This is a genomic window from Weissella soli, from assembly GCF_001761545.1.
In the GTDB taxonomy this organism is placed as follows: Bacteria; Bacillota; Bacilli; order Lactobacillales; family Lactobacillaceae; genus Weissella; species Weissella soli.
This window is the reverse complement of sequence record NZ_CP017326.1, coordinates 1,519,693-1,536,436: the sequence shown is the minus strand read 5'-3', so window position 1 is coordinate 1,536,436 and position 16,744 is coordinate 1,519,693. Positions and strand designations below refer to the sequence as shown.

The 16,744-nt window shown below is 43.4% G+C and carries 16 protein-coding genes; 9 read left to right on the top strand and 7 right to left on the bottom strand.

Annotated features, from left to right (window positions below):
• Positions 1-42 precede the first annotated feature (42 nt).
• Positions 43-450 (bottom strand): DUF6508 domain-containing protein, encoded by a 408-nt coding sequence (locus WSWS_RS07460; RefSeq protein WP_070230670.1) that lies wholly within the window; start codon positions 448-450, stop codon positions 43-45.
• Positions 451-524: 74 nt separating this feature from the next.
• Positions 525-1,994 carry a hypothetical protein gene (locus WSWS_RS07455; RefSeq protein ID WP_070230669.1) on the bottom strand — a complete coding sequence of 490 codons (1,470 nt, stop codon included), beginning with the start codon at positions 1,992-1,994 and terminating at the stop codon, positions 525-527.
• Between the two features lie 117 nt (positions 1,995-2,111).
• On the opposite strand from WSWS_RS07455, the gene WSWS_RS07450 reads away from it, so the two are divergent.
• The gene (locus WSWS_RS07450; RefSeq protein WP_070230668.1) at positions 2,112-3,449 is read left to right on the top strand and encodes an amino acid permease; all 1,338 of its coding nucleotides are present in this window, start codon (positions 2,112-2,114) and stop codon (positions 3,447-3,449) included.
• A gap of 98 nt (positions 3,450-3,547) precedes the next feature.
• Here WSWS_RS07450 and WSWS_RS07445 read toward each other — a convergent pair whose 3' ends face one another.
• The 4 genes from WSWS_RS07445 to WSWS_RS07430 all read right to left on the bottom strand — a co-directional run bounded on the left by WSWS_RS07445 (position 3,548) and on the right by WSWS_RS07430 (position 7,504).
• Positions 3,548-4,435: an alpha/beta hydrolase gene (locus WSWS_RS07445; RefSeq protein ID WP_070230667.1), complete on the bottom strand. Its 888-nt coding sequence runs from the start codon at positions 4,433-4,435 to the stop codon at positions 3,548-3,550.
• Between the two features lie 194 nt (positions 4,436-4,629).
• The gene (locus WSWS_RS07440; protein ID WP_070230666.1) at positions 4,630-5,211 is read right to left on the bottom strand and encodes a DNA-3-methyladenine glycosylase I; all 582 of its coding nucleotides are present in this window, start codon (positions 5,209-5,211) and stop codon (positions 4,630-4,632) included.
• Positions 5,212-5,222: 11 nt separating this feature from the next.
• Positions 5,223-6,257 carry a tRNA dihydrouridine synthase gene (locus WSWS_RS07435; protein WP_070230665.1) on the bottom strand — a complete coding sequence of 345 codons (1,035 nt, stop codon included), beginning with the start codon at positions 6,255-6,257 and terminating at the stop codon, positions 5,223-5,225.
• A 245-nt stretch (positions 6,258-6,502) separates the two neighbouring features.
• Positions 6,503-7,504, bottom strand: a complete 1,002-nt coding sequence (locus tag WSWS_RS07430) for a YeiH family protein (RefSeq protein WP_070230664.1) — start codon at positions 7,502-7,504, stop codon at positions 6,503-6,505.
• A gap of 281 nt (positions 7,505-7,785) precedes the next feature.
• On the opposite strand from WSWS_RS07430, the gene WSWS_RS07425 reads away from it, so the two are divergent.
• The 5 genes from WSWS_RS07425 (at position 7,786) to WSWS_RS07405 (ending at position 13,033) form a co-directional block, all read left to right on the top strand.
• Positions 7,786-8,589, top strand: a complete 804-nt coding sequence (locus tag WSWS_RS07425; protein ID WP_070230663.1) for a TatD family hydrolase — start codon at positions 7,786-7,788, stop codon at positions 8,587-8,589.
• Between the two features lie 52 nt (positions 8,590-8,641).
• A complete protein-coding gene (gene rnmV, locus WSWS_RS07420) occupies positions 8,642-9,190 on the top strand; it encodes a ribonuclease M5 (protein WP_070230662.1) in 549 nt (182 codons plus the stop codon).
• Entirely contained in the window at positions 9,191-10,087 is an 897-nt protein-coding gene (gene rsmA, locus WSWS_RS07415; RefSeq protein WP_070230661.1) for a 16S rRNA (adenine(1518)-N(6)/adenine(1519)-N(6))-dimethyltransferase RsmA, read from the top strand.
• Positions 10,088-10,189: 102 nt separating this feature from the next.
• Positions 10,190-11,557: a hemolysin family protein gene (locus tag WSWS_RS07410; protein WP_070230660.1), complete on the top strand. Its 1,368-nt coding sequence runs from the start codon at positions 10,190-10,192 to the stop codon at positions 11,555-11,557.
• 114 nt (positions 11,558-11,671) lie between these two features.
• Complete coding sequence (locus WSWS_RS07405) at positions 11,672-13,033, top strand: hemolysin family protein (RefSeq protein ID WP_070230659.1); 1,362 nt, start codon at positions 11,672-11,674, stop codon at positions 13,031-13,033.
• A gap of 99 nt (positions 13,034-13,132) precedes the next feature.
• Here the strand turns inward: WSWS_RS07405 and WSWS_RS07400 are convergent, their stop codons facing one another.
• Complete coding sequence (locus tag WSWS_RS07400) at positions 13,133-13,366, bottom strand: Veg family protein (RefSeq protein ID WP_070230658.1); 234 nt, start codon at positions 13,364-13,366, stop codon at positions 13,133-13,135.
• A 303-nt stretch (positions 13,367-13,669) separates the two neighbouring features.
• On the opposite strand from WSWS_RS07400, the gene WSWS_RS07395 reads away from it, so the two are divergent.
• The 3 genes from WSWS_RS07395 (at position 13,670) to WSWS_RS07385 (ending at position 16,666) form a co-directional block, all read left to right on the top strand.
• A complete protein-coding gene (locus WSWS_RS07395) occupies positions 13,670-14,146 on the top strand; it encodes a ComE operon protein 2 (protein ID WP_070230847.1) in 477 nt (158 codons plus the stop codon).
• A 12-nt stretch (positions 14,147-14,158) separates the two neighbouring features.
• Positions 14,159-15,115: a thymidylate synthase gene (locus WSWS_RS07390; protein ID WP_070230657.1), complete on the top strand. Its 957-nt coding sequence runs from the start codon at positions 14,159-14,161 to the stop codon at positions 15,113-15,115.
• A 255-nt stretch (positions 15,116-15,370) separates the two neighbouring features.
• A complete protein-coding gene (locus WSWS_RS07385; protein ID WP_070230656.1) occupies positions 15,371-16,666 on the top strand; it encodes an LCP family protein in 1,296 nt (431 codons plus the stop codon).
• The last annotated feature ends 78 nt before the right edge of the window (positions 16,667-16,744 follow it).

Sequence of the window (16,744 nt, the reverse complement as noted above, 5' to 3'; positions counted from 1 at the left end):
AAAGCATGTCAAAATTCATTGACATGCTTGATAAGTATATTTTTAGAAAATTGGGAATTCTGCCGGTGTTAGGCTGTGGAGACGTTGGAGGAGGCGACGTAAAATTCCCTTTTCCGTCATGGCCGCCCACATCCCTTTCATATGGCGCTCATTATAAATCACGATTGAAGTAATCGCGCGCACATCGAAGAAATCCGCGGAACTACGTGAAATTTCATCAACTTCTTCTTCGGTAATTGCTTCATGCTTTTTTTGAAATAAAGTACGTTGGAAGCTTTGATCAAAGAAGTCAGACGCTTCAAATTCTTTTGCTAAGGCATACATACGGGGATCGTAGACGGGGTATTCTTCAACACCAATGCCTGAGTTCCACTTCACGGTCTCGCCTTCAATTTCAGCCAGGAACGTATCCCACTTTGCAAAATCAAAATCATGTAATTTAACTGCCATTTTCAGTGACCTCTTAATTCATCATATTTTACTAATAAATCAGTTTACCATCTTACTTATAAATAGTCAGTAAATTAGTCCTGCTTTAATTCAGGAAATAGGTCAAAGAGTTCTTGCTTGGTTGTGATCACCTCGCGATGGTCGCCAACGCTTAGAATTAGTTCGTCATCTTTGGCAGACAGGACCTTTGCACCATGGACTAAGGCCGCAATGTGCAAGTCACGTAAGGGTGCCGCGACAAATAAACTATTAGCATCTAAAAGGGTGGCCTTATGGAAGTCCGCTTGGCGTATCGTGGCCTGATCGATGGCCCATTGGTGTAGTGCTTCGGCAGTGGGAGCAACACTTATGAGGCGATTTGCTAAGGTATGGGAGGGATTTAATAGGCGATCTTCCATCACTTCCAAATCACCGGCATGGTTCAGATTAAAGTAACCATCGATTTCCCGTAAATCCTCGAGAAGGGTCAAAGCTTCGCCGAGTAATTCAGCCGGCAGCGGTTCCCGGGGATGTTGTAACGCGACTGCTTTGGCCAAAGCATCATAATGATGTAGTTCAGCCGGCGTATACTGACGATCAGAGACGATAAACTGCATCAACAACAATTGGATCGTATTTAGACCATCACGAGGAATACCCATGGGATTAAATGGGTCAGTATCTAGGACCCGTAATTCTAGGTATTTTACCCCGTTAGTGAGTAATTTGTCCTCGTTTTCATAACCCTTGAAGCGGACAGTGCCATAAAATTCATGCGGCGAGAATAACTGACCGGCTTTAATGTATTGCTTCATCACAGCGATGGAGTGCGCCAGATCGACATCGTAATCAAGATGAATGTCAGGATCATTAGTAAAGCCGTATTCACTGTCACGAATTGAACGGACTGGTTGCGTCAGATCATTTGGAATGCGTGAATCAGTTGTATTGAAGTTAAATGGTGAGGCGCCAAATAAGTAGACAAACAACCACCGGTGAGCAGCAAAGTTTTGGGCAAACCGGAAGTAAAGCGCATTAGTAAAGGCAACTTTATCAGTTTCGGTCGCTGCAGCAAACAGTGCATCAATGAGGTTTGCGGATATGGAAAAGTTGATATGCGGTCCCGTCATGACTTCATGTGTGGGACCATATTTGACCTTTAACCAATCCCGATAATCTTGAACCCATGGCCGACCGAAAGTTGTATCAAGCCAATTTAAATCTGTGTCGTCCAAATGTGGTGGCATGCTGAGTGGCCAGATTGCTTCATTGGGTTGTAGCGCACGGCGGAAGATCCATTGTAATTGTGCGAGCCGCTGACGGGCTTCGGTAAAACTGCCAGCTGGCTCAGTCACTAATTCAGACTGTGTGTCACTGTAATCGGTCTGAATATAGGGGTGCACAGCTCGGGGGGCAATTGATTCAGGGTGGGGATGGCGGCTAAAATGGCCATCATTAGTAATCCGATGGGCTTCGATCTCGAGGCCAAATTGCCCACGTGTTAATTCAATCAGTTGATCTTGTTCAGCAAGAATTTGCCAGGTGGTGGAATTAAATACTGTCATATGCATGCCCACTTTCGATAAGTTAATTTATTATAAAACAAAAGAGATAAATGTGCTCGGTCTAATGGAGTTTGATATGATGGAAGCAATATAAACATAGGAGAGATGAGAGAGCACATGGCAGAAACAGAGAATAATGAACTGCAACGTGGCCTATCAAGTCGCCACGTTGAAATGATCGCATTGGGTGGAACAATCGGAACGGGGTTGTTCTTGGGAGCAGGTCGCTCGATCAGTGCGGCTGGCCCAGCAATTTTACTGGTGTACATCATAACAGGAGTCTTTATGTTTTGGATGATGCGCGCGCTGGGTGAATTGTTACTCAGTGACCCATCACAAACAACATTTGTGGGCTTTATCCATAAATATTTAGGTAAAAAAGCCGGTTTTGTCATTGGTTGGACGTATTGGATTGGTTGGATTACTATTGCCATGGCGGAGCTGACCGCGATTGGTTACTACATGCAATATTGGTTCCCCCAGGTGCCAATTTGGATTTTTGAATTTATTGTATTGGGCCTTTTGTACATGGTTAATATTGTGGCGGTGCGGGCCTTTGGAGAAGCGGAGTTCTGGTTTGCAATGATTAAAATTGTGGCGATTCTTGCCATGATTGCCACGGGCTTGATCATGGCTTTGGGACACGTCAAGACGTCAGCTGGGGTCGCTTCAATTAGTAATTTATGGTCACATGGATTTTTTGCTGATCATGGTGAGCACTTACTTGCAGCTTTTCGGATGGTCTTCTTTGCTTTCTTGGGGATTGAATTCGTTGGGATGACTGCGGCCGAGGCGCAGGATCCATTAAAGACAATTCCCAAGGCAATTAACTCAATTATTATGCGTATCTTGATTTTTTACGTCGGGGCATTGGTGGCCATTATGAGTATCCAGCCTTGGACAAATTACAGTGCGGCACAATCGCCATTCGTGCAGGTTTTTTCAGGGATTGGGATTAAGTCAGCAGCGGCGGTCATTAATTTCGTTGTGTTGACGGCGGCAGCGTCATCGTTGAACAGTGGTTTGTTTACTACGGGACGCATGTTGTATGCTTTGTCTGGACAAAAGGGTTGGCTTGGTAAACTAAATCGTCGATACATCCCGGTTCATGCCTTGAATGTTTCAACAGGGTTGGCAGCATTTGCGATTATTGTGAATTATTTATTCCCAAGCAATGCCTTTGATCTGATTACTTCGGTCGCTTCAGAAGCCTTCGTGGGTATTTACATCGTGTTGGTATTTGCGCATATTAAGTTCCGTAAATCAGCTGAATATGCAGCTAGCCCTAAACATTTCCAAATGCCGGGCGCACCAGTTACCAATTACCTTACTATCATTTTCTTGTTGGCAATTATGGGAACTTTGTTGTTTAATGCTGACACCATGGGACCAACGCTTATTGCACTGGTTTGGTATGTTGTGATGATGATTGTGGCAGCGCGTTTTGTTAAGTAGCTTGTTAAAAAAGCGTTAAATCAGTGAGCTGATTGATTTTTAAATTAAAAATAGCCATAAAAAGGTTAGTGTCATGTATGACGCTAACCTTTTTTCGATTACAACCACTTTTCAAGAAAAGCTAGTTTCAAATTAGTCATTGCTGGGGTCATATAATCATTGGGACCGTGCACGCCCCCGGTGACGATATGCAATTCAGCCTGGTCATCAGCAACTAATTGGCGGGCGGCCGTAATCATATTTTCAGTTTGTTGTACGGGTACGACGGGATCCGCTGTGCCGGCAAAGGCTAGAATTGGGGGCATTTCAGTTGAGAAATAGGTGGCAGGATTTGCTAAACGAACTTGCTCAGGCACCTCAACTGGGGCCACGCCACCAAACATTTGGGCTTCAAATGAATCAGCAGCCCCTGTTTCATCGTATTTTGGCGTCACATTGTTTTCAGCAAATTGTGCATTAAACTGATCAAAAACATATGGACCGTATAGTGCGATAATCGCTTGCACCGTTGTTGACTGCGTTGGTGATTGTCCGAAAAGGGGTTCGTTCATCGTCTGGTCAGCTGTTACGCCAGCAAGCAATGCCAGATGGGCCCCTGAAGATTCACCCATCAAGGCAATGCGGGCGGCATCAAAGTTGAATTCACTGGCATGTGCTTTGACCCAACGGATGGCTGCTTTCACTTCCAAAATTTGGGTCGGGAAAGGAGCTTGGGAAATCAATGAATAATTGATGCTAACCACAGCATATCCTTTTTCTAATAGGCGTAAGGCTGGTTCGAGCTTGTGAGAGCTCTTTTCACCCAGGATCAGACCACCACCGTAGATATCAATGATCGTGGGATAGGCATCATGCACTTCATTTGGTAGGTAAATATCAAGGGTGTGACGGGGACCTTCCATGTAAGGAATGTCCAACCATTGACGGGTCACAAAATCAGTCTGTGCGGGGATGTGGTCATAGGTGCGATCAATAAAACGTTCCATCAATATATACCAACTTTCAAGAGTAATGCTTTAAGAAGGGGGTCTGATTGCTCCGGCATGTCTAGCAGAGGGGGACCCGGTAAAACTTCTTATTTGTGATATTAGGGTACCTTTTTTCGTTAAATTCCACAAGATAGTCAAGCATATGGCCACTCGTAAAAAAACCAAGGGGGACTCCCTTGGTTTTTCATGATTTAGGCATGATTGAGATTGAATGCGCAGTTTATTTCATGGTCATTGATGACACCCATCCCTTGCAAGAAGGAATACATTGACGTTGGACCGGTAAATTTAAAACCATCATGCTTCATTTGTTTAGCTACCTTTTCGGATAAGGCATTTTTGGCGGGGATGTCTGCCATTACAACAATGGCATGATCGATAACTTGTTGCTCAGTGAACTGCCACATGTAGTCGACGAAATTTTCATCACGATGATGCATGGCCTGGATAACGCGGGCATTGTTAATGGTAGCTTTGATTTTTAACTGATTACGGATAATACCAGCGTCAGCGATTAAGCGTTCAAAATCAATTTCAGTAAAACTAGCCACACGATCAACATCGAAATTCGCAAAGGCGGCCTTAAAGTTGGCCCGTTTGTTAAGAATGGTTTCCCAACTCAGGCCGGCTTGGAAAATTTCGAGTGTCAGCAATTCGAATAATTGATTATCATCGCCGTGAAAGGGGCGCCCCCATTCATTATCATGGTAAGCAGTCATTAAATCATTTTGCTTATAGTTATTAACCCAAGCGCAACGCACAATATCAGTCATAGTAGCTCCTTTTAGGCGGTAACTGAAGCAGCTTTGTGAGCTGCCCATTCCTGATCAAATTTGGCCAAAATTTCACGAACTTCAGTCGTTGAATTAGTGTCCATCAAAGCCATCCGCAAATCTGAGGCATAGGAAAAATTACGTACGTAGATCTTGAAGAAACGCTTCAATTTTTGGAAGTGCATCGGACCAAAATTAGCAGTGAATTCGTCATACAAATCTAGTTGCATGCGCAACAATTCAAGATTTTCGGCCAAGCTATGTTCTTTAGGCTCATGTTCAAAGCAGTAAGGGTCGTTAAAGATACCCCGACCAATCATGATGCCATCAATCCCCGGGTGCTCTTGGACTAGCTTTAATCCAGCAGCGCGATCGGCAATGTCACCATTGATTTGCAGTAAAGTATTTGGTGAAATCGCATCGCGCATGGCGATAATTTCATCAATTAATTCGTAATGAGCGGGTACCTTGGACATTTCCTTCCGGGTGCGCAAATGCACGGTCAATAATTGTACGTCTTGTTGCAATAAGAATGGCAACCATGACTTGTAAGTGTCAAGATTATTGAAGCCTAAACGCGTTTTCACAGAGACGGGCAACCCTGTTTCCTTAGCAGCAGCAATCACCCGCGCTGCATCGGCTGGATGCAAAATCAAATCTGAGCCACCGTGATTCTTGATCACCGTACCATCCGGACACCCCATATTAAGGTCGATCGCTTGGTAGCCGCGTTCTTTAACTTCTGCAATCGCTGAAATAAAGTCTTCAGGCCGGTTACCCCAAAGTTGGGCGATGGGCATTTGTTCGTCTTCAGTGACTGCCAAGCGACCTTGGACTGAAAACTTAGCTTTAGGATGAGCAACACTGCGTGCATTGATGAATTCAGTTAAAAAGACATCAGGTGCTGCCGCCTTAGCAACCACGCGCCGAAAAACAGTATCAGTGACTGCTTCCATGGGCGCTAGGGAAAAGAAAGGTGTGTTTTCACCATGTGTGTGGGCTGTATCAACAATGTTTTGCCAAAAGGCAGACTTTGCTTGACGCATAAGTAGATCTCCTTCTTTGATACATCTGCTGCTGAAGGTGGGCATGATGTATCGGTTATTTTATTTTTTGGATAGACATTATCAAATGAGATAATTGTAGATTTTCTTATTGTAGAACTTAACGGGGTAAACCACAATATCTAACCCCCGGTCAAAGCAATCAAAAAGCACCCGCACATAGGAGCCAAGTGCCCGCATGCGCGCGTGCTTTAAAAATGGTGGTTGAGTGACAGGTAGGTTTGCGGTTAATGCATCAGTGTATAAATTAACAATAAGGCCAAAGCAACCTGGAAAATAATGATTACCAGACCGTAACCGAAGAATTTACCACCGGCTGCCTTGATGGTTGTCCATTTTAAATTCAAACCAATGCCAGCCAAATTCACAACACCGAAGAAACCAGAAATTGATTTTGCCGTACCGGTAAGCAGGGTTGGTAAAGTCATAACCGATCCTAGGAGCATCAATATGACAAATGTTGTGACAAACCAGGGTGCCTTGAATTTGAACCCCGATTGAGGCGTCGCGGTGGTTGCGTTTTGCAGCTTATGAGCATGATTAGAAAGGGCTACAACGACGACAGACAAGAGGATGACGCGTAACATCTTGAATAAGGTGGCATAAGTCACAACGGTAGGATTCACTAGCGCCGCCGTGCCGACAACTTGCCCCACTGATTGCACTGTGCCACCAATTAAAGCACCGACTAATAAGTTGTCATGATGTAGCAAGTTCGGACCTAAGAAGGGTAAAACCAGCAATAAAATGACCCCCATAATTGAGACGGTAGCGACTGAGGTCCGACGTTGATCATCAGTGGCACCAATGGCTGGTGCTACTGAGGCGATGGCCGAGGACCCGCAGACCGCGTTGCCAGCACCCATTAGCATGGCTGCTTCAGGACTAACTTTGAAAATACGGCCCCCAAGCCACATCACGAAAATAATGGTTAAGGTCATTTGTAAGAGTATAAAGATTACGCCAGACCAACCTAACGTTTCAATCGTTGCTAGGGTTACGGTTAAACCCAGTAACGCGATACCAATTTCAATAGGAAATTTTTCAGCCCATTTGATGCCTAAACTCCATTTTGAATCGTTAAAAATGGTATTACCAAGAACGATGCCGATGAGCATCGCCAAGGCTTCAGCACCTAGTTGGGGGATGAATTGAACGAGCAACTTTGCTGCCAGGGCGAGTACAAAGGTTAAAATAATACCAGGCCACATGCCTTTTTTGATAGCCATTTGATCGCGACTCCTTTCAAATATTACTTAGCCTATTCTACTCGTCTCAAGGGTAACGTACGATTAAATTTTAGTAACAAATCACATTTTGTAGTATGCATCAACTGGTTGGGCGATTCGTGGTTGAGCGTTGCCAGACAATCAATAGGCAGCATTGCCAACTGAATCATTCATCAAACCAGAAACTTTGCCAATTTCACTGAATAAGGATGAATAGTCTGGTAAAATGGGTATTAGTGGGAATTTCCCAAACAGAGATATAGAAGATAAGAGATAAAACTATGGCAATTTATGATCCAACCAAGCGTCCCGCTGACGCTTTTGATACACATACACATTTGAATGATGATCGTTTCTGGCATGATGTAGCGGCTTACTGGGCGCGCGCGCGTGAATATCGCATTGTAGAGATGAATTTGGTCGGGTATGATTTTGAGGGTAACCAACGTGCTCTAGAAATTGCCCATCAATTTGAAGGGATCCATGCAATCGTTGGTTGGCAACCAGAAGATATCCGCCAATTTGATACTGCTGCTGAAGCCACCCTACGTGACCAATTGGCTGATCCAGCCGTGGTTGGTGTTGGTGAGATGGGCTTGGATTATCACTGGGAAGAGAACCCAACAGCTGACGAACAAAAGGACGCCTTCAAGCGGCAACTTGCACTGGCGCGTGAGTTTAAGTTACCAGTCACAGTCCATTCACGTGATGCTTTTGAGGATACGTATGCAGTACTGAAGGAAGCTAACGTGGCTGAATTTGGTGGTGTCATGCATTCATTTACAGGTGGTCCAGAAGAAGTGAAGCGTTTCCTAGACCTTGGTATGTACATCTCATTTTCGGGCATTGTGACCTTTAAGAAATCTGAGGAAATTAAGGCGGCCTTACAAGTTGTTCCGCTTGATCGTCTTTTGGTAGAAACTGACGCGCCATTCTTGGCACCAGTGCCAATGCGTGGTAAGCCAAACGAGCCGATGTATGTGAAGTACACAATCGAAAGTATTGCTGAACAATTGGACATGACCTATAACGAAGTTGCCGAGTTGACGACTGCTAATGCCCATCGTCTGTGGCACATTCAGTAAAAAGCGGGATTGAGCACGCCTCAATCCCTTTTATTGTCAAAGGAGACCCCCGATGAAAATTAAAGAAGTCATTATTGTCGAGGGCAAATCCGACACACAAGCCATTCAAATGGCCGTTGAAGCAGATACCATTGAGACGATAGGTTCGGCATTGCCAGCTGAAAAGAAGCAAGCTATCCTGACGGCGGCCCAAACCCGTGGTATCATTGTCTTTACTGACCCTGATTTCAATGGGGAACGCCTACGTAAAATGATTACCGCATTGGTACCCGATGCTAAACATGCGTTTTTGACGAAAAAAGACGCGGGTGCTTTGGTTAAACATCATAGTTTGGGTATTGAATATGCAACGACTGCAGCAATTCAAAACGCCTTATTGGCGGTTGCGACCACTGGTGATGGTATGACTGTGTCGGACGTGTCGATGACTGATTTGCGCCGGTTGGGGTTCGTTGGTCATCCAAGGGCAGCCCAAACGCGGGAACACGTCTCAGAACGATTGGGCCTTGGTTATGTGAACGGAAAACAATTATTGAAGCGCTTGCAAATGTTTGGCATCACACTTGCACAATTAGAAAAAGTATTAGAGGAACACAAATAAATGGCAGATTATCCAGATATTGCAACGCCACTTCGTACCCAAGCCATCATGAATCAATATGGTATCAACACCAAAAAATCATTGGGACAAAACTTTTTAACTAACATTGGTGTGTTAAAGCAGATTGTGGCCGCTGGTGAAGTGACGACCACGGATAACGTGGTGGAAATCGGGCCCGGTATCGGTGCTCTGACGGAACAATTAGCCCGTGCTGCACAACAAGTCCTAGCGTTTGAAATTGATCAACGTTTGATCGAAGTTTTAGCAGAGACGTTGGCGCCATATCAGAATGTTACGGTGATCAATCAAGACATTTTGAAGGTTGATTTGGAGACTGCTCTGACGCAACATTTTGATGACCCCAAAGCACCCTTGAAGTTAGTAGCAAACTTACCATATTACATTACGACGCCTATTTTAATGCAGGTTTTGGAATCAGGGATTACTTTTGATAGCATTGTCGTCATGATGCAAAAAGAGGTGGCCGATCGGTTATCAGCTGAACCAGGCACGAAAGATTACGGATCACTGACCTTGGCAGTGCAATACCGTATGCAGGCTAAGTTGGCATTCACTGTTGATCGTCGGTCATTTGTCCCAAATCCAAATGTTGATTCAGCGATTATCGTCTTAACGCCGCGTGAACCATTGACGGTGCAACCACGAGATGAAAAGAAGCTCTTTCAGTTATTCAAAGTGGGCTTTAAGCTACGTCGTAAGACTCTATGGAATAATTTAATCTCTGAATTTGGTAAAACTGAAGAAGTTACCACCAAGTTGACGACAGCACTAGAAACGGTTGGGTTAGACCCCCGCATCCGTGCTGAAAAATTAACGTTAGAGCAATTCATCACCCTGCATAATGCCCTTTTTGATGCCGGCGTGTACGGCGAATAATGAATAAAAAGTAAAGAAGCCAGTTAAAGGGCTTTTATGCACCTGTTTTTTTTGCTAGAATCATACTATTAAAATATTTTTTGAAAGAAGGAAAATCAAATTATGGATTCCGGTCCGTCTATTATCATTAATATTGTGGTGATTATTGTCATCCTATTGCTTGCTGTCCTATTTACTTTAACTGAGTATTCATTGGTTAAAGTCCGTCCCAGTGCGTTACGCGCACTGCAGGAGGATCGCGAAACACCATCTCGGAACTTAGATAATGCCATTCATATGACCGAGCGATTGACTGAGTATCTTTCAACTGCTCAAGTTGGAATTACCCTAACGTCATTGATTCTTGGTTGGATTGGTGAAGAGTTTATTGCTAACCTAATTTTAAGTACGAATGTTTTGCCTAAAGAATGGGCTCATCCAGTAGCGTCTGTGGCAGCTATTTTGATTTTCACATTTATCCATGCCGTGTTCACGGACTTGGTACCTAAGAATATTGCCATTGATAAGCCAGTAAGTGTGTTACTGTTTATCACACGGCCAGTCCGCTTTTTCCACGTGATTTTGTATCCGTTGATTTGGCTATTTGACCGGGCAGCAATTGTCATCACGAGAGCAATGGGATTCAATACCCATCCTGATGAAGATATCTACTCACAAACTGAAATCTTGTCATTATCTGAAGATGCAGCCCATGCTGGTGAATTGGACGAAGAAGACGTCCGGTTCATGAAACGAGCCTTCGATATGAATGACAAGGTCGCCATCGACATCATGATTGACCGTACACAGTTGACAGTCATTGACGTCACGGCAACCATTGGAGATGGGTTAGCGTTGTATCTAGAGACGCGTTATTCACGATTCCCTGTTGTGGCTAATGGCGACAAGGATAAAATCCTGGGCTATGTCTATTCATTTGATTTAGTACGTCAAGGTCGCTTGAACGACCAAGCTTCAGTCCGCACAATTCTACGTAATATTCCGAATGTCTCAGAAAACCAAGATGTTCAGGATGTGTTGACAGAAATGATCACACACCGGGCCCCTATCGTGGTGGTTAAGGACGAATATGGTGGTACCTCAGGTATCGTGACTGATAAGGATATCTACGAAGAATTGTTTGGCACGGTGCGTGACGAAATTGACGATGTCGCCGATGATTTGGTTGCCAAGATTGCCTCAGATGATGATGGTAATATGCACTATAAGATTAGTGGTAAGATGACATTGTACGATTTTGATCGTTATTTTGACACTGAGATTACTGAATTTGAAGAATCAGAAATGGTAACTTTGACCGGATATGTTCTGCATGAAAATCCTGATATTGAAGTCGGTGAAGTTTTGAAGGTTGAAAACTTTGAGATTAGGGCATTGGATCACAAAGATGCCTATATTAATGAATTCGAAGTTGTGCAACTTCCTTTAACTATCGAAGATATTGAAGATTCAGTTCAAGCAGAAGATTAATCGTAGAAAACGTCGGCCTGTGTCGGCGTTTTTCGTTAAGCATTTCTGGATATTTCAGGTATAATTGGGTTCATTAGTAGTGAGATTATTGATTAAAAAGAAAGAGGTATTCATTTGAGTACAGGAGCGTTAGTTGGTTCGTTAGTTGCGATTTTTATCGTGTTAGCATTATTGACTTTGTTTGTGGCGGCAGAATTTGCTTTAGTTAAGGTGCGGCGGTCACAGCTGGAAGATTTACAAGAACAACGTGAAAGGCCATCAAAAGCAATTGCGACGGCTATTCATATGGTTGAAAACCTGAACGAATATCTATCAACCACACAGGTTGGAATTACCGCCGGTGGTTTGATTATTGGTTGGTTGGGTGAAGAAACGGTTGCCCACCTCCTATTGGAAATGGGTATCCTGCAAAAGTTGCCGGGGGTTAGTGCGGGAGCGATCGCTTCAGTTATCGCGTTGCTATTATTGACGTACGTTGAAGTTGTCGTAACTGAACTTTTGCCTAAGAATTTGGCGATTGAGTTCCCCATTAAGGTGATGATGTTAATTGTGCGACCACTTCATTGGTCACACCAGTTGTTCTACCCATTCGTCTGGTTTTTGAATAAGTCAGCAGAAGGTCTTTTGCGCCTCTTTGGCTTAAAGTCAGTGGACGAAGGTGGCGAGGTTTATTCTGAAAGTGAAATTTTGAATTTGTCACGGGCGGCGGCCAAAACGGGTGAATTGGAAGATGAAGAAGTCCGTTTTATGGAGCGGGCCTTTGAAATGACGGAAAAAGTGGCAGTTGACATCATGGTCGACCGGACACAAATGACCGTTGTGGATGTGACCGCAACGGTTAAGGATGTCGCGCGGGTTTACTTCGAAACAAAGCACTCACGTTTGCCAGTGACGGCTGACAATGATAAAGATAAGATTATCGGTTATGTCCGTAACTATGATCTGATGCGTCAGTTACAGTTGGATGATTCAGTGACGATTGCCAAAATTGTCCGTTCCTTGCCAACGGTCCCTGAGAATCTAGGTTTGACGGACGCTTTGAGCAAGATGATGAAGGATAGTACACCGATGGCGGTCGTTAAGAACGAATATGGTGGTACCTCTGGTGTCGTGACCGACACGGATATCTATGAAGAGTTGTTTGGTGCTTTACGTGATGAAAACACGAGCGATCATCGTTTGGTTGAAAAGGTTGGTCACTCCGAGGATGGCGAGGAGATCTATCACATTTCTGGTAAGATGACGCTATACGATTTTGAACGTTATTTTGATACCGATGTAAAACCATTTGACGATTCTGAGATGGTCACATTGACGGGGTATGTCTTGGAACAAAAACCTGATATTAAGAAGGGTGAAACGTTGCACGTTGCTGAATTCAATGTCATTCCACTAGATTCAGCTGATGATGCTTATATTGATTCGTTTGAAGTCGTGCGTTTGCAAGATGGATCAAAGAATAGAATTTCTGATTAAGCCTAATATTCCTAATTGACATGGTTATGTCGGGAACTAAAAAAGAGCCGCAACTCATAGTGGAGTTGTGGCTCTTTATGTTTCGCTGCATACATTGAATTATGCGTAAGCGATTTCGATGTTATTTGTTAAAATATCGGTATATGAGAATGAGGCGCGATCGAATTCACTGCCATTCTTTTGTAAATCTAACACGAATACTGAACGGAATGTTTCACGAACAACTGCTTCGTGTTGAATATTACGGTGGCGGCTTTCATGAGTCGTCAATGTAATCGTTTGACCAATATGATCATCAAGTTGTTGTTTGATCTCGGCTAATGCTGATGGCATAAAACACCTTCCTTTCGTGGGCAACCCACTAAACATGCGCAAATGAAACGCATCAGTTCATGTGCAAGTTAGTATACAAAATGCACATATAGTATTTTACCAAAAAAAGCAACCATTTTCAAGCCTCAAAAAATTCTGTTATGCAAATAACAATTAATGTTGTGTTGCAAGGTGCCTTTAATAAGCTGGCTTTTCGCAATTTTTTGGCTAAAATTAACAAACTGTCTGCAGATAACTCCTGTTAAACGTTCGGTATTTTTGCTAAACTTATGCCATACTTGAAAATAAAGGAATATAAAAATGATGAAAGACGAACGTATTGGTTGGCCAGAGTATTTCATGATGCAAGCAGTTATGTTGGCATCACGTAGTACCTGTACACGGCTCAATGTCGGCGCAGCGATTGTTAAAGATGGTCGTATTATTGCCAGTGGCTATAATGGATCAGTGACTGGGACGCCACATTGTACTGAAGTCGGAGATTATGTGGTGGATGGCCACTGTATTCGGGCCGTTCATGCAGAACAGAATGCGTTGTTGCAACTCGCTAAGATGGGTATCGCCGCTGATGGCGCAGAAATCTATGTGACGGACTTTCCGTGTGCCCATTGCACAAAGTTTTTGTTGCAAGCCGGGATCACAAAAATCAATTACTTGCGTAACTATAATAATGATCCCTTTGTCATGGAATTGATCGCACAAAAAAATGTGCTGTTGAACCAAATTGTAATTACGCCAGCAACTATCGAACGTTTGCATTTCGATAATTACATGAATTAGGAGACTGGAAATATGAGTAAAAACGAACAAACTTATCTCGACTTTGCCCGTGATGTTTTGGAAAATGGAGAATTCAAAGGTGATCGCACCGGGACAGGGACACTTTCAGTATTCGGTCGACAAATGCGCTATGATTTAAACGAAGGGTTTCCTCTACTGACGACCAAGAAAGTCCCATTTGGCTTAATTAAGAGTGAATTATTGTGGTTCTTACGTGGTGACACTAACATCAAGTTCTTGTTAGAACACAAAAACCACATTTGGGATGAGTGGGCCTTTGATCGTTGGATTAAATCTGATGAATATACTGGGCCTGATATGACAAATTTTGGATTACGTGCACTAGCGGACGCTGGATTTAAGGCTGAATACGACAAGCAACATCAATTGTTTACGGATCGGATTTTGGCTGATGATGATTTTGCAGCTAAGTATGGTGAGTTGGGGGATGTTTATGGTGCCCAATGGCGTAACTGGCAAAAGGTGCAAGGGGGCTTTATCGATCAAATCGCTGATGTTGTTGAGCAAATCAAAGTTAATCCAAACTCTCGACGTTTGATTGTGACCGCTTGGAATCCAGAAGCCGTGCCAACACAGGCGTTACCATCATGCCACACTTTATTCCAATTCTATGTCAATGACAATAAGTTAAGTTTGCAGTTGTACCAACGTTCAGGTGACATCTTCTTGGGAGTGCCATTTAACATTGCTTCATATGCCTTGTTGACCCATATGGTGGCTGCACAAACTGGCTTGGAAGTGGGTGAGTTTATTCATACCTTCGGTGATGCGCATATCTACTCAAACCATGTGGACCAAATCAAAGAACAATTATCACGGCCAATGCTGGCATTACCAAAGTTGGTTTTGAATCCGGATGTTAAATCAATTTCTGATTACACGATGAGTGATATTAAAGTTGAAAACTATCAATCAGCGGGCGCAATCAAGGCCCCAGTTGCAGTTTAAATGCAGCACGTTACGACGAGCACCAGATGTGGTGCTCGTTTTTTTTCGAATCTAGGCTGAAATTATGCTATAATTTTTTGAATATGGTTGAACTACTAAAGATTTATTTAAGTTGGGATACGTACACTTTAAGACGCTTATGTTTAAGGTGTATTTATCAATCATTTTTGATAAGTTTACTTAATGAAATCTCTTTTTTAAGAATAGAAAATTAAAATCAATCGGATATTTCCGACCGGAAAGAGGATACCGCGAATGGATAATGAGCCAAAAAATTCAAAGCCTACCCGTTCTACTCGTCATCAGGGTAAACTTGAATCACGGAACGCTCGTAAAGCTCGTAAAGCAAGTCAAACGTCTGGAGTCTTTGGCAGAATCAAGTGGCGTCGTGTTGTCTTTGCTGTGATTGCACTGCTAGCAGTTGCGACTGGGGTGGTTGGCGCACGTGTTTATCATAATTTGAAAACAGCTGCCGATGATTCATATAAGGCATCTGGAGTGAAGAAATCACGTGATGTATCTAAAGCGTTAAAACAGGGTAAACCCATTTCAATTTTGTTGATGGGAACTGATACAGGTGCCTTAAACCGGCCGGCCGATGATGCTCGTACTGACAGTATGATGGTTGTCACGATTAACCCAAAGACGAATAAAACAACGGTGACCTCAATCGAACGTGATATTGTCACCGCAGTGCCCGGATATGAGAACTTGTTCCCACAAAAGATGAATGCTGCCTATACCGATGGTGGCGTGAAGGCGACCATTAAGACAATTCAAAAATACTTAAATGTACCAATTGACTACTACGCTTTGGTCAACATGAATGGTATTCAAGAAATTGTTAACAAGCTAGATGGATTGAAAGTTGTTTCACCACTAACATTTACATACAATCCTGATGAAGAGAATACATCAGCCCAAACGGTTTATAGTTTTACTAAGGGCAAGTCTGCATATAAGAAGTCAACGGATAATGGGGTGACTTGGAAGACTTACCAAAAGCTCGATGGTGAAGCTGCGTTAGCCTTTTCACGGATGCGATACGATGATCCTGAAGGGGATTACGGTCGGCAAAAGCGGCAACGTTTAGTGGTACAAGCGATTGTGGATAAGGCAAAGAGTAACCCAACTAAGTTAGTCAATGCTAAGTTCTTGTCAGCTATGTCAGATAGCGCGCAAACTGACTTAACCTTCAATGATTTGATGACCATTGTTGAAAAATACATTGGGGCAGCTGGAAATATCACGCAGGATCACTTGCAAGGTACGGAAGTTTCGTTGGCTGGTCAATCTTTCCAAATTGCATCGTATACTGAAAAGCAACGGATTACGAACAAGCTTCGTAAGCAACTTGGATTGACCAAGGCGGAAACAGGGTCATTATATGCAGGTGAGGTTTCCGATACCACTTTGTCGCTATATGGCTTGGTTTCAGATGCTCAGGCTAAGGCTAATGCAACGGCGGAGTCGACCACAAGTAGCAGTACGACAACTACTACTGGCACCGTAACTGGTACAGCCACTAGCACGACCTCAACGGGTCAATAAGTTCAAAAATTAAGTAGCAACTTTTCATAAAAGAGAAGTTGCTTTTTGTTTTTAAACATCGATGTGGAATGGTTTGGC